General features: G+C 40.6%; 12 protein-coding genes. All 12 read left to right on the forward strand.

Going from position 1 to position 14,155, the window contains the following annotated elements; genetic code table 11:
- Window positions 1-150 precede the first annotated feature (150 nt).
- The 12 genes from flgJ to MORIYA_RS19270 all read left to right on the forward strand — a co-directional run bounded on the left by flgJ (window position 151) and on the right by MORIYA_RS19270 (window position 14,122).
- Complete coding sequence (flgJ, locus tag MORIYA_RS19210; protein ID WP_112717834.1) at window positions 151-1,134, forward strand: flagellar assembly peptidoglycan hydrolase FlgJ; 984 nt, start codon at window positions 151-153, stop codon at window positions 1,132-1,134.
- An 85-nt stretch (window positions 1,135-1,219) separates the two neighbouring features.
- Window positions 1,220-3,199, forward strand: coding sequence for a FlgK family flagellar hook-associated protein (locus MORIYA_RS19215; RefSeq protein WP_112717836.1), 1,980 nt, complete (start codon window positions 1,220-1,222; stop codon window positions 3,197-3,199).
- Window positions 3,200-3,204: 5 nt separating this feature from the next.
- A complete protein-coding gene (gene flgL, locus MORIYA_RS19220) occupies window positions 3,205-4,440 on the forward strand; it encodes a flagellar hook-associated protein FlgL (RefSeq protein ID WP_112717838.1) in 1,236 nt (411 codons plus the stop codon).
- A gap of 120 nt (window positions 4,441-4,560) precedes the next feature.
- Window positions 4,561-5,379: a flagellin N-terminal helical domain-containing protein gene (locus tag MORIYA_RS19225; RefSeq protein ID WP_112717840.1), complete on the forward strand. Its 819-nt coding sequence runs from the start codon at window positions 4,561-4,563 to the stop codon at window positions 5,377-5,379.
- Window positions 5,380-5,779: 400 nt separating this feature from the next.
- Window positions 5,780-6,607 (forward strand): flagellin N-terminal helical domain-containing protein, encoded by an 828-nt coding sequence (locus MORIYA_RS19230; protein WP_112717842.1) that lies wholly within the window; start codon window positions 5,780-5,782, stop codon window positions 6,605-6,607.
- Window positions 6,608-7,019: 412 nt separating this feature from the next.
- The gene (locus tag MORIYA_RS19240; protein WP_112717846.1) at window positions 7,020-7,835 is read left to right on the forward strand and encodes a flagellin N-terminal helical domain-containing protein; all 816 of its coding nucleotides are present in this window, start codon (window positions 7,020-7,022) and stop codon (window positions 7,833-7,835) included.
- Between the two features lie 56 nt (window positions 7,836-7,891).
- On the forward strand, window positions 7,892-8,314 hold the full coding sequence (locus MORIYA_RS19245) for a flagellar protein FlaG (RefSeq protein ID WP_232011683.1): 423 nt from the start codon (window positions 7,892-7,894) through the stop codon (window positions 8,312-8,314).
- A 62-nt stretch (window positions 8,315-8,376) separates the two neighbouring features.
- On the forward strand, window positions 8,377-9,774 hold the full coding sequence (gene fliD / locus MORIYA_RS19250) for a flagellar filament capping protein FliD (RefSeq protein WP_112717850.1): 1,398 nt from the start codon (window positions 8,377-8,379) through the stop codon (window positions 9,772-9,774).
- A gap of 90 nt (window positions 9,775-9,864) precedes the next feature.
- Window positions 9,865-10,287, forward strand: coding sequence for a flagellar export chaperone FliS (gene fliS / locus MORIYA_RS19255; protein ID WP_112717852.1), 423 nt, complete (start codon window positions 9,865-9,867; stop codon window positions 10,285-10,287).
- Between the two features lie 2 nt (window positions 10,288-10,289).
- Complete coding sequence (locus tag MORIYA_RS19260; RefSeq protein ID WP_112717854.1) at window positions 10,290-10,604, forward strand: hypothetical protein; 315 nt, start codon at window positions 10,290-10,292, stop codon at window positions 10,602-10,604.
- A 9-nt stretch (window positions 10,605-10,613) separates the two neighbouring features.
- Window positions 10,614-12,728, forward strand: coding sequence for a motility associated factor glycosyltransferase family protein (locus MORIYA_RS19265; protein ID WP_112717856.1), 2,115 nt, complete (start codon window positions 10,614-10,616; stop codon window positions 12,726-12,728).
- A gap of 110 nt (window positions 12,729-12,838) precedes the next feature.
- A complete protein-coding gene (locus MORIYA_RS19270) occupies window positions 12,839-14,122 on the forward strand; it encodes a CinA family nicotinamide mononucleotide deamidase-related protein (protein WP_112717858.1) in 1,284 nt (427 codons plus the stop codon).
- The last annotated feature ends 33 nt before the right edge of the window (window positions 14,123-14,155 follow it).

A 14,155-nucleotide genomic window follows, 5' to 3' on the forward strand; every position in this document is an offset into this window, starting at 1 on the left:
GTTTTGTTTCAAGTTATTGATTGTAATTGTTTTATCAGTGACGGCTTAATGGCGGTAGCGTTCAATTATTAATTAAGTAATACGAATAACTGACTGAAAAATAATAACTATTGAAAATAATAATTGTCGAAAAATAGTAACGGGCTGGGTATGGATAATTCATTTAAAACCAATGTAAGCAGTAACGTCTTAGATACACATAATCTGGATGCTTTACGTAAACGTGCGCTGAATAATGATGAAACGGCATTGAAAGACGTCGCGAAGCAGTTTGAATCATTGTTTACCAATATGTTGATGAAAAGCATGCGTGCCGCGAATGCGGCATTTGAATCTGATAGTCCAATGAATAATAACTACACCCAGTTTTATCGTGATATGCAAGATAAGCAGATGGCGGCTGATATGAGTCAGTCAGGCGGTATGGGGTTAGCAGATGTAATTGTTCGGCAGTTGTCGAATGATGGCGGCAATTATATGCCAGCCTCGTCATTACAAGGGGATACTAACCCATTGCAGAATATTAAAGCCGTGAATAATGCGACAACTGTAGGCAAAGCATTACCGGAAGATAAAGAGGCTGCAGCAGTTGATGAGGAGGGAAAGTCTATTGATGGTGGTAAGCAAGAAAATGCCGCATTTTCGATGGCAGATGAAGCCCGTCCGATGCAATTCAACAGCCCTGAAGAGTTTGTCGCATCATTAGCCCCTTTTGCTGATTTAGTGGCGAAACGCTTGAATGTATCACCTGATGTGTTACTCGCTCAAGCCGCATTAGAAACGGGTTGGGGTAAGAAAGTATCAGCGGATAACAACGGTGGTAGCTCACATAACTTATTCAATATTAAAGCGGATAAACGCTGGGAAGGTGCGACGACCAGTGTCGATACCTTAGAGTTTTCCGACGGTATTGCCAAACGTGAAAAACATCAGTTTAGAAGTTATGAAGACTTCCAATCTAGCTTTAATGATTTTGCTGATTTCTTGCAATCCGGCGATCGTTATAGTGATGCATTACGTAATTCTGCAGATTCGGCACAATTCTTGAATGGTTTACAGAATGCGGGTTATGCAACGGATCCTAACTATGCAGCGAAAATACAAAATGTCATGAAGCATGATGCATTTAAATAACGCTATTAGTAGATCAGTCGCAAACAGTAAATGAATGAATAATCTTATTTCGGAGTGATATTCTGATGGTTGGAGTCGTAATCTGATGGCGAATTTATTACAAATCGGCACATCTGGTGTTTTAGGTCACCAGCAAATGCTTAACACCACAGGTAATAACATTGCGAATGTTAATACGGATGGGTATAGCCGTCAGCGCACTCAGCATAATTCTCAAATTGATAATATGGGCCTTGCTCGCTCTGATACTGGTCGAGAAATTAATCAGTTTGCGCAGGCTGAAGTCTTGCTTGATACCAGTAAATTTAATAATCGTGACAAATTTTTAACAGAAATAACCCGAACCGATCAGGTATTGTCTGATAGCTCGAATAATCTCGGTAGTGGGGTCTCAACATTGTTTGAATCTTTTCATACGCTCAATGACGATCCCACATCATTATCGACTCGGGAGTTAGCGCTCTCCGATGCCAAATCTCTCGTATCCAGTTTTAGTAGTGTTGGTAAACAGCTACAGTCACAGGTGAAAACCGCGAATAATGAGATCACCGCAAAACCGGATTTACTCAACGCCTTGATTAAAGAGATACAAGGATTAAATCAGCTGGTGATGATTGCCAATAATACGTCGCAAGGAGTATCGGGTACCTTACTGGATAAGCGTGATGAGTCGATTAAAGCTCTCGCAAGTGAGATCGATATATCCACGATTGCGAATGATAACAAAAGTATTTCGATAAATTTGATCAGTGGGCAACCTTTAGTCATGCAAAGTAGTGTGAGTCAATTTACCGTGGTAACCAATAATCCAGATACATCAATTAATGAATTAGCCTTGAACATTGACAGTAATCAAATCTTACTGCAAGAAACTGAGCTGGGTGGTACGGTTGGGGCATTATTTTCCTTCCGTGATGAAGCGGTATCTCCGGCGTTACGAGAAATAGGTCAGTTAGCGTTAGGTATTGGTTCTGCGATCAACAGTCAAAATAGAATGGGACTGGATTTAAATGGTCAGTTAGGTAAAGACATTTACGGAATGCCAGGCACTATGGCCCAGGGTTATCATGACAACTCCAATTCTGAACATATGGTAACCTCGACCATAAGACCTACTGAAGGCGGCGCGTTGACGGTGAATCAGTATCAAGTCACGATGACAAGTCCACTTACTTTTGACGTTTATGAGATTAAAGATGGTCAACAAAGTACGAATCCTTTGCCTATCTCCGGTGCTTATCCTGGTCCTGTTACCGTCGATGAACATGGTTTTGATATTGATTTTTCTGCCGCTGTAGGGGGATTCAAAAGTGGTGATAAATTTATTTTGTCGCCAACTTTATTTAATTTTGACGACTACCAAGTTATCGCCTCTCGGCCTGAAGACATAGCCCTGTCTTCGGCGCTGCGTTCGAGCCGTAATACCAATAATATTACAGATAGCCAACTGATTGTCAGTAGCATATTTGATTCTAGTTTATCGTTTTCAAATAATGCTTTAAACATGGCTGCTCCACAAAGCGTGACGGTTAATAACAGCGGTGACTTTGATATTTTTGATGCCAATGGCACATTGTTAGCGACGAGTTCTGGCGCGCTATTGGGATTAGATTTATTGGCTAATTCAGTCCCGCCATTAAATCCTCAAACTGGTTATGAGATTAAAATCAGTGGCAACCCCAATCCTGGAGAAAGCTTCAGCTTACACTACAACAGTAACTCGGCGGGGGATAACAGTAATGGTTTAAAGCTTGCTGGCCTGGAAAGTGAAAATACCTTAAGACAAAATAAGGTGACCAGTGGCGGTAATCAAATGACCATTTCGGAAGGTATTTCTACCCTTATTGCTGGTATTGGTAATAAAACTCGGGCTGCACGTGTTGATCAGTCGGCAAGTGAATCTAAATTAACGCAGAGCCAAAACTGGGTCGAGAGTGTCTCTGGGGTAAATCTTGATGAAGAGGCGGCCAATATGGTGCGTTATGAACAAGCGTATAATGCTTCAGCTCGGGTGGTGAGCATTTCCAAAGAAATATTCGACACTATCTTGAATGCGGCGAGGTAACAACAATGCGATTAACCAATAATCAAATATTTACTCGTTCTATGCAGGATATGTCGAAAGCGCAGCAACGGCTGAATACTGCGCATACCCAGATCACATCTCTGAATAAATATAAAACATCGGCTGATTCACCTGCTGACATTTCTAAGTCGACTTATTTGCATGATGAGATCAATAAAAATACTCAATATCAAAAAAATAGTCTGATGTTAAAAAGTACCTTAGGTTTGGAAGAAGCCACATTAAGCAACATACATACAGCGATGGAGCGAGGTCGAGTCCTGACTATTCGGGCTCTCAATGGTAGCGTTGGTGAGTTGGATCTTAACGCTATTGCGATTGAGATCAACGAAATACAAAAAGAAATTTTCAACCTAGTCAATACCAAAAATGCGAACGGTGATCATATTTTTTCTGGTTCGGCATCTGAAGTGCAATCCTATACCTGGGATGCAAATAAGGCGCAGTATAATTTTCAGGGTAATGAACAAAATAACAAGATCCAGATCGCCAGTAATGTATTTATTCGCAATGGTGATAATGGTCGTGAAATATTTGAATCTGCCCCAGCGCGATTGATTGCTCTGTCCGATAATCTGGTCGGTAATGTCTCTGCCGCTGAGGTTCGGATCATCGATCAGGGCGAATATGATAATTTTCATCGTGATAATTATGACTATGCAATGCCAGCAAATAATATTTTCAAGCTAACGGTTAGTGCGCCAACCATTCCTGGTAATAGCGATACTTATACAATTACAGACAGTGGCAATAATGTGCAGCAAAGCGGCAATTTTATGTCAGATAATATTATTCGGTTCGGTGGTATGGCTATGTCTGCAACAGGAACATCCCCGGGTAGTGTCGACATTATTTTGTCGCCATTGATAAATGAAAATATTTTGAACACCCTAGAGGCATTCAAACAAGTACTGGCTGATACTTCATTAACTAAGTCTGAGTTTCAAGATGGTATTGCGGATGCACAACTTGGTATTGGTAATGCGAAACATGCAGTAATGTCAGTCATTTCCAGTATTGGCGGGCGGAATAATGCCATTGAGCGTATCACGCAATCAAACGAATCATTCAAATTGATTAATCAAGAGGCAATGGCAATTCTTACCGAGACAGATCTTGCCGCGGCAATGACAGATTTAACGAAAGAGCAAAATATTCTCGAAACGAGTTACAAAACTTTCAATAAAATCAACAATCTAAGTCTTTTCAATGCAATGTAAAAGTTGGCATACAAGTTGCCTTTATTAATGGGTAATTGCTTATAGAAGAGCGGGTTTAAGCAATAATAACGAATTGTGGTGTATTGCCATAATTTATTTTGGTATACAGAGGGAAATCTTATGGCTATATATGTAAATACTAACGTTGCGTCGCTAAACTCACAACGGAGCTTATCGAATGCAACCAATGCACTGCAGACTTCTTTTGAACGTTTGTCATCGGGTAAACGGATTAATTCTGCTGCAGATGATGCCGCTGGCCTGCAAATTAGTTCACGTTTAGAAGCTCAGGTTAATGGTTTAAACCAAGCATCTCGAAATGCCAATGATGGTATATCGTTAGCGCAAACGGCTGAGGGAGCATTGGATGAAACCACTAATATGTTGCAACGTATGCGTGTGCTTTCGATTCAATCTGCCAATGGTTCAAATAGTGCAGCGGATCGAGTAGCATTGGATACAGAATTCAGTGAATTAAAAAGTGAAATTGATCGAGTATCAACGGATACTACTTTTGGTGGCATGAAGTTGTTGGATGCAAGTTTTAATACTGATTTTCAAGTCGGTGCTGATGCGAATCAAACGATTAATGTGAAGATAACCATGGATATGGATTCCGCCGGTCTAGGTTTGGCTGCCGATACGCTGACCACTGCTGCGGGTGCTCAAACTGCGATTGCCAATTTAGACAGTGCGATTGCTTCGGTGACCAATGTCCGTGCCGACCTGGGTGCTAAACAAAATCGATTTTCTTCAACCATTCGTAATTTAACGAATATTTCTGAAAATGTATCCGCATCTAAATCACGTATTTTGGATACCGACTTTGCTGCTGAATCAGCAAAACTCGCACAAAATCAGGTTTCTCAACAAGCCGCCAGTACGATGTTAAGTCAAGCGAATCAACAATCTCAAGTGGCGTTATCGCTATTAGGCTAAGAGGGTCTCGCCCTCTGGGGCCTTTTGGGCCGCCTAATAAATTACTGTTACCTATATCTTTATTGATGTAAGCGTATAGGTAAAATATTATGCCTGCCCCTATACTACTCTTAATATAGCTACTACTTCTATTCTTAGTTTCATGCCATCGTATAATTAACGCTGTTTAATGGTGTGTCACGCCCATATTATGCTGCCGCTTAATGTGGCAATAATTTGGCTTATAAATGAAATGGCGACAACATTATAATTTAAAATAACATCATAAATGATAATGTTATTTTAAAACATACTCTTAACTATATGTTGTTGATTTTTAATTATTTGGCACATAGTTTGCTTTATGTTTGAGTATATAAATTAAAATTCTATGTAAGATAGTTTCAGAAGGAATGATAACGTGGCCATATATGTAAACACCAATATAGCATCTTTAAATTCACAACGTAATTTGACGACGGCTACTAATGCGTTACAAACATCATTTGAGCGCTTATCTTCTGGTAAACGTATCAACTCAGCGGCAGATGATGCTGCCGGGTTACAGATTGCTTCGCGCTTAGAAGCACAGGTTAACGGCCTCAATCAGGCAGCTCGAAATGCTAATGATGGTATTTCTCTAGCGCAAACGGCAGAAGGGGCATTAGATGAAAGTACGAACTTGTTGCAACGTATGCGAGTGCTGTCGATTCAGTCGGCGAATGGTTCGAATTCAGTTGCTGACCGCAAAGCTTTAGATACAGAGTTTAAAGAATTGCAGATAGAGATTAATCGTATCTCTGATGATACTACATTCGGTGGCATGAGTTTACTTGATTCGACCTTTGATCAAAATTTCCAGATTGGTGCCGATGCCAATCAAATCATTAATGTAAAAATATCTTTGGATATGGACGCCGCGGGGCTGGGGATTGGTTCTGCAACGAATAATTTGTTAACGATGGCTCAGGCTCAAATCGCGATTGTTAACATCGATAGTGCCATCGCGGCAATAACCAATGTCCGTGCAGATTTGGGTGCTAAACAAAACCGTTTTTCATCCACGATCCGAAATTTAACTAATATTTCTGAGAACGTATCGGCGTCTAAATCACGTATAATGGATGCTGATTTTGCCGCAGAATCAGCAAAACTTGCGCAGAATCAAGTAGCGCAACAAGCTGCAAGTACGATGCTTAGCCAAGCGAATCAACAATCTCAAGTTGCAATGTCGCTATTACAAGGTTAATCACTGCAAGGTTAATCGCATGTTTATTTTGGTTTGAAAGGGCCAAAATAGAATCTCGCCTTTCTTAGCTTCTTCTTGTTTATGCTTACCTTTTTGAACCTTGTTTATTGATTGTTTCGTATTAACGTAGCTTACCTTTGATTTAACACTTCTTCTTTCAGCGTATTTTATATGCTTATCAATAATATAGTCAACTCGATTTAGAATCAATGTTAATTGTAACACCTTGAAAGTTAATGTTTTTATTTTTATTTTTATGTTATTTTGAAAATAAACAGAGAAAAATCAAAATAACTCTAAAGAATGTATTTTTGGTGTCGATAACTTTTATGACAAACAAATAACTAATTAAGAGCAAGGGCTGTATTCCAATCAACAGCAGTCCTTCACAGGATTTCTTTAGGAGACGAATATGGCTGTTTATGTAAATACTAATGTTTCATCTTTAAATGCACAGCGTCAATTGAGTAATGCATCCAATGAGATAGGTAAATCGTTCGAACGTTTATCTTCGGGTAAGCGTATCAACAGTGCGGCAGATGATGCTGCGGGTTTGCAGATCGGCGCGCGTTTAGAATCTCAGGTTAATGGTCTAAACCAGGCTTCACGAAATGCTAATGACGGTATTTCTTTAGCTCAAACCGCAGAGGGTGCGTTAGACGAAACAACGAACATGCTGCAACGTATGCGAGTACTGTCAATTCAATCTGCCAATGGTTCGAATAGCGCAGCGGATCGTGATGCATTGCAACTCGAATTTGGTGAATTAAAAGAAGAAATCAACCGTATTGCCAAAGATACAACGTTTGGTGGTGAGAATTTACTGGACGGTACTTATGATGCAGATATTCAAGTCGGTGCCGATGCCAATCAAACCATCAAATTAAGCATTACATCCAGTATGGGTACTGGTGGTTTAGGTGTGACAGGTGATAACATCAGTACTGCTGCTGGCGCTCAGACCGCAATTGAGAATCTGGATTCAGCGATTGCTTCCGTCACTAATACTCGTGCAGATCTCGGTGCGAAACAAAACCGTTTTTCATCGACCATTCGTAATTTAACCAATATCTCACAAAATGTATCGGCATCGAAATCTCGTATCGTAGATACTGATTTTGCTGCAGAATCGGCAAATCTAGCGCGTGTTCAAGTACAGCAGCAGGCGGCAAGTTCAATGTTGAGTCAAGCGAACCAAACCTCACAAATAGCACTTTCTCTACTTTAATTGAGTAAATAAGTTATTGCCCCGCTCATAGTGGGGCTTTTTTGTCTTCGGAGGTGATGATGTCCACAATTAATACGGCAGATAATAAGATCACGAATTTATATGTTGCTCCTGTTGACACAACCAATGACCCTTCGTTGTCTGCTATAATCGAACCTGAATCCGAGTTAAAGTCACCGATTAAAACGACTGAAACAGATAAAAAACCTTCCAATTCCCCTTGCGATGAAGAGTTGGAACAAAATTTGCTTGAAGCAACGGGAATACTGCAAACACATTTTGATGTGAATAATAAGAAGTTAGACTTTAGTGTGCATGGTGACTCTGGCCGGGTGATAGTGAAAATTATCGATCCCGATAGTGGCGAAATACTTAAAGAACTACCTTCTGAAGTGGTCCTGAAAATGGCTGATAACATTAAACAGTTTCAGGAGGATATATTCAGTAGCAGTGGTCTGTTATTGGATGAAATGGTTTGATAATGGATCAGCGGTAATGATTTTCCTCTGGTATCAATAATTGGTAAAACGTAAGGATATATATGGCTGGTATGACTATGGCGGGCATGGGTTCTGGAATGGACCTTGAGTCGATCATTAAAACATTTGTAACAGCTGAAAAAGCGCCGAAAGAAGCGCGTTTAAATAATAAAGAAATCAGCATTACAACTGAATTATCTGGGGTCGGAACTTTACGTGCGGCCTTGGCTGATTTTCAAAGTATTACCAATAAATTAGGTAATACTGATACCTTTTATCAAAGTAAAACTAATATTCACTATCAGGGTCGCTCAGTTGACTCTAGTGCTGTCCGCCAGGCCGGTGAAAGTAATGCAATATTGCCGATCTCCATTGAAACTAAAGGCGTGGTACCGAAAGGCTCGTTTGATGTTAAGGTGACTAAGTTGGCACAGGGCGCTCGTTTAGAATCTGATTTCATGCCAGACCGTATGGTGAAACTGGGTCAGGGGATCATGTATTTTGATGCCGGTAAGGACAGTTTTGAAGTTAATGTCAATGTGACTGATACGTTACAAGATATTCAGAAAAAAATTAATGAAGCCCCCAATAACTATGGGATCGGCGCCAACATTATTAATTCTGATCTTGGTGCGAAAATGGTTTACACCTCAGATAAAACTGGTGTGGCGAATGATTTAACGGTATTTACCTCTGATTCAAGCTTAGCGATGATCTCCTCGAAGATGGTTGGAAAGGCGGCTAGCGATGCCATTATTGCAATCGACGGCAATATTATTACCCAAGATAGTAACACTTTTACCCACGCGGTTTCAGGGGTCACGATCACTGCCAATAGTTTGACTGAAAATAATGACGTGGTCAATTTTTCCACGGCCACTGACCATGCTGCGGTAAGCGATCTGGTGCATGAATTTATCGATGGTTATAATCGTTTAATTAGTACTATCAATACTCTGACGGATCCAGAAACGGGCTCCCTTAAATTTGATTCAACAGCCCGCAGTGTTAAGCAACAGATGCAGTCGATTACTGGCGGTGTTGTAAATGGGGCGAGTAGTAAGCTAAATACATTATATGCGGCTGGTATTTCCTTAGAAGAGGGCGGGGTCCTGGCGATCAATCCGTTTGGTAGCAATGGTAGTAAATCTGGCGTTCAACGTTTAGATGACGCTGTTAATAATGCGCTGGATGATCTTGGCAAACTGTTTTCCGGTAAGAACGGGGTCGCGGCACAAATTAATGCGGTACTTGATAACAGTTTAAATAATAAAGGCACGATCACTCAGCGCCAGTCACTGCTCAATACTAATTTACGTAGTCTTGAGGACGAGCGCGATAAATTAGATCGCTACATATCCTCTTATGAAAATACATTACGGAAAAAATATACAGCGATGGATAATACCGTGTCGCGCTATAATGCTACCGGTGACTATATTCGTAATGTCTTGGGATAGTCGATAATATAACGAATAATCCCTGACGGGTGAAAACGCAGTTATTCGGGTATGTACACCATTCAATATAAATAATAATTAGGTAAAAATATGAGAGCGAATATCAGACGTTATCAGCAAGTTAGTCGTGAAAGTGGCATTGCTTCTGCGGATAATCATCAAGTGATCTTTATGTTGTTACAGGGGCTGCTTGATTCTGTTGCTGTAGCTAAAGGTTGTATCCTACGTAATGATATCGAAGGTAAAGCCAAAGCGATTAATAAATCTATTAATATTACCTCGGGGTTGATTGACGGTATTAATCATAAAGTGTATCCGGAAATTGGTGAGAATTTTGATGCCTTGTACCGCTATATTCAATTACGGTTGAATGATGCCACGTTAGAACGTGCTGTAGAGCCGTTGGATGAGATCACGACATTGGTTACACCAATTAAAGATGCTTGGTTAAATATTCCACAAGCGGAAAAAATGAAAGTTGCAGCAATGCGTGAACAAACCCGTGGTGCTTAATCATGATTGACTTGAAAGCGGCATTAATGGTGGACATTACTGCGTTATCTGAGCAGGCGAAAGTAGCGTTGCTTACTGGAGACTTTGATAACTGTGATATGTTATTACAGCAGCGTCAGCAATGTATTGAGCAACTGGTTAATTTAACGTCGCCTCTGGCGGCGGACACCGCCGCGTATTTGACGCAGATTATCACTGATGATGCGGCTGAAATAAACAAACTAACGACTGCGAAATTGGAGCTTGAATCACAACAGATGACTACCAAGCGCCATGCCAGATCAATTGATCGTTATCTTGCTATTAAACAATTTTAGGTTGTTCTTATGGAAAATTTAAGTCACAATATTAATTCTCAGATTGCCGCTTTAGAAGGTTTACAACAACAGCATCAGAAGAACTTAAGCCTTGCTCAGGAAATCGATGCTATCTATCAAAATGCACAGCTACCTATCGTTGATCCAACGGCACTCTATGCTGCCAATATGGCTGCTTTTAAGCTGTATATTCCCGATATCCATGCGTCATTTGTCGATTATCAACCAGCCAAATTTGAATTGGCTCAACGCCATGGTGAATTACATTTGGTGGACGTTGAGGACAATATTGTATTGGGTGAGAATTATTATCGTGACGGCTTGATTGATTTTGAAAAATACCGTTTTAATCCACAATTAACTCGCGTCGATTTTTCGGATGAAATTGATAATCCAATTAATTTTGTGCATGTTAAATATATCAATCAGTTAACTAATTTAGTGAGTCAGGTTAACCAACAACATAAGCAAGAACTGATATTACCAGAAGCCGTTAATATGATGGTTTGCTTTGGGTTAGGTTTGGGTTATTACTTACCGCTGATGTTAAGTAAACACCAAGTTAAACGTCTATATATTTATGAACCTGAGCATGATTTTTTCTATGCGAGTTTGTTTACACTCGATTGGGCTGAAATATTACAGCAATTAGATGCTAATAATAGTAGCTTGCATTTATGTTTAGGCGCGAACGAAGATGATTTTTTTGCTGATATATCGAGTGAGCTTATTGCTAAAGGGCGTTATGATTCGACCTTCAGTTTCTGTTATAAGCATTATGCGACTGAGCAGATGGATAAAGCCTTAGAGAAATTTAATAATCAAGCTTATCAGGTTGCTTTTGGTTTTGGTTTTTTTGATGATTCATTATTGGCTTTGGCGCATCAATATCATAATTTGAATAAACATGTGCCACTGTTAGGCAAGGCCGAACCACTACCTGAATGCGCCACATTACCGGTCTTTATCCTGGCTAATGGCCCCTCTCTTGATGAGCATATTGATTACATTATTGCGAACCGTGATAAAGTGCTCCTTGTCAGTTGTGGTACCACCATACGCGCTTTGCATCAGTATGGAATTAAACCTGATTTTCATTTAGAGATGGAGCGCACCCGGACCACACACAGCGTGTTGCAGTCAGTGGGGGATGAGGCTTATCTTAGGTCTATCCCGTTATTAACGTTAAATACCATATCCCCGGATGTATTGGACCTATTTGATCGCCAGCTGATGGCGTTAAAAATGGTGGAGCCATCCACTGAAATCATTATGAATCCAGCATTGGGTTGCGATAATGATAACTTAACCCAGCTGATGTATTGCAACCCCACCGTCGCTAATTTAGCCTTGTCTTTTTTCACTCAGATGGGGTTCAAAAATATTTATTTATTTGGCGTTGATCTTGGTTTTAGCGGTGATGCTCACCACAGTAAAAAAAGTATCTATTACGATCAATCAGGTCAAGATAAGCAATTGTTTAATAAAAAGGCGTTGGCAAATTTAGTCGCACCGGGTAATCATGTTGACCAAGTTGAAACAACCATGATCTTTCAGATGTCGGCAGTTGGCCTGACGGCGTTATTACGCTTAAACCCCGAGGTTAATTGCTATAATCTTGGTCAGGGCATTCGAATTGATAATACTATTCCAACGTATCAAGCGGATATATGTTTACCTGACAGTACGCTAGATAAAGCGTTGTTTGTGGAGCAGATGCTGACGCATTACGCTGTTGATACTCGGGTGTTGGCGCAGCAATACAGTCATATATTACATCAGAATCTATTTTCTGAATTTGTCGACGAGATGCTGGCATTATTACAGCCGTCTGTCGCAGATAGATATGCGGCGTTAGAACAGTTACAACAACAATTTATTTTATTGCACAGTAAGTATGAAACGAAAGATGCCTTTTTAGCCGATATGTTGCGGGGGACCTTGCAACATTGTCATGCCTCAATAATTAAGTTGTTATTGTTACCGGCTAGTGCAGAGCAGGGATTAGTCTATTATCAGCAAGGCATAGCTATTTTTGTTAACTACCTTCAAGAGACCAAAGTTAAGTATAATAAAGAGCTGTTTGAGGCCGATAAAACCGATATGTCGGCAACCTGGCAATAAAGACAAGCCCATTAAGTTGTTTGGATTATGCTCATTGAGAGGTGTGATGGTGGAATATTATCTTTCCTCAGCTATTTTATACTTACGGACAGAGTGAATAAGGACTGTTAATGCGAATTGAATTTATCAGTACGGGTGATGAGGTACTATCAGGGCAAATTGTCGATACCAATGCGGCATGGATATCACAACACTTTTTCCATCAAGGTCGTCAATTCACCCGGCGCCATACGGTGGCGGATGATTTAGACTCGCTTATCGACATCATTACTGAAACCAGCCATCGTGCTGACGTAGTGATCATGAATGGTGGGTTAGGACCAACATCGGATGATTTAAGTGCTGAAGCAGCGGCGAAAGCGATGGGGGTGCCATTAAGCCTATCGCAAAAATGGTATGATCATTTAGTTACTAAATATGCCAAATCTAATCGTACTTTGTCTGTGAGTGATGAAAAACAAGCTTGGTTGCCACAAGGTAGCGAAGTTGTTGATAACCCGGTAGGCACTGCCTGTGGGTTTAGTTTCCAATTTAATCGCGCGCGTTTTTACTTTACCCCTGGGGTACCAAGTGAATTTAAACACATGGTTACCGAGCAAATACTACCCGATATTCAACAACGTTTTACGCCAGTAACAATACCTACTTTAATCAAGATTAAAACCTTTGGTATCTCGGAATCTGTGTTGAATGAACAGCTCTGCGCGTTAAATTTACCTGATACTATCACCTTAGGTTTTCGCGTTGATTTTCCGACAGTGGAGGTCAAGTTATTATCGACACATGTCGCCGATTTACAGAAAGCGAGGTTACAAGTACTTGCTGAGTTAGGTGAGTTTATACTATTTGAAGGCGATGGTTCCTTTGCTCAGTATTTACAACACTTAATGTTAGAAAAAGGCCATACCTTATCCCTTGCGGAATCTTGCACAGGTGGCTTGATTGCCAGCGAATTGATCGCGGTTGCTGGGAGTTCCGGTTACCTTGATTCTAGTCACGTGACGTACAGTAATGAATCTAAATGTCGTTTAGTCAGTGTGAATAAAGCGACGATAGACAAGTATGGTGCAGTATCGATAGCAGTTGCTGCCGAGATGGCACAAGGTGCAATGCGGAATGCAGGCGTTGACTTTGGTATTGCAGTGTCAGGTATTGCCGGTCCGGGGGGCGGGAGTGATGATAAGCCTGTTGGGACTGTGGCATTTGCATTAGCGAGTCATACACATACGGTTAGCCAGTTGTTATTTATTCCGCGTCGGGATCGTCAAGGGATCAGAACTGTTGCGTTATATGTTGCATTAGATATGTTGAGAAGGGAGTTACTGGGTTTAGATTTGGCTGCGGAATTTGGCTCATTAGAGCGCCGTGCCTATTGTGATACTGTGAACAGCTAGTTTGTATCATAGCTTGACCATTATGTGATTAGA

The organism is Moritella yayanosii, assembly GCF_900465055.1.
Lineage (GTDB): Bacteria > Pseudomonadota > Gammaproteobacteria > Enterobacterales > Moritellaceae > Moritella > Moritella yayanosii.

What these genes read in the sequence shown, in the direction of transcription:
- MORIYA_RS19215 (WP_112717836.1), top strand. Translation starts at nt 1,220, where the DNA reads ATGGCGAATTTATTACAAATCGGCACATCTGGTGTTTTAGGTCACCAG.
- MORIYA_RS19225 (WP_112717840.1), top strand. Translation starts at nt 4,561, where the DNA reads ATGGCTATATATGTAAATACTAACGTTGCGTCGCTAAACTCACAACGG.
- MORIYA_RS19270 (WP_112717858.1), top strand. Translation starts at nt 12,839, where the DNA reads ATGCGAATTGAATTTATCAGTACGGGTGATGAGGTACTATCAGGGCAA.
- flgL (WP_112717838.1), top strand. Translation starts at nt 3,205, where the DNA reads ATGCGATTAACCAATAATCAAATATTTACTCGTTCTATGCAGGATATG.
- MORIYA_RS19260 (WP_112717854.1), top strand. Translation starts at nt 10,290, where the DNA reads ATGATTGACTTGAAAGCGGCATTAATGGTGGACATTACTGCGTTATCT.
- flgJ (WP_112717834.1), top strand. Translation starts at nt 151, where the DNA reads ATGGATAATTCATTTAAAACCAATGTAAGCAGTAACGTCTTAGATACA.
- MORIYA_RS19240 (WP_112717846.1), top strand. Translation starts at nt 7,020, where the DNA reads ATGGCTGTTTATGTAAATACTAATGTTTCATCTTTAAATGCACAGCGT.
- MORIYA_RS19245 (WP_232011683.1), top strand. Translation starts at nt 7,892, where the DNA reads ATGATGTCCACAATTAATACGGCAGATAATAAGATCACGAATTTATAT.
- MORIYA_RS19265 (WP_112717856.1), top strand. Translation starts at nt 10,614, where the DNA reads ATGGAAAATTTAAGTCACAATATTAATTCTCAGATTGCCGCTTTAGAA.
- fliS (WP_112717852.1), top strand. Translation starts at nt 9,865, where the DNA reads ATGAGAGCGAATATCAGACGTTATCAGCAAGTTAGTCGTGAAAGTGGC.
- fliD (WP_112717850.1), top strand. Translation starts at nt 8,377, where the DNA reads ATGGCTGGTATGACTATGGCGGGCATGGGTTCTGGAATGGACCTTGAG.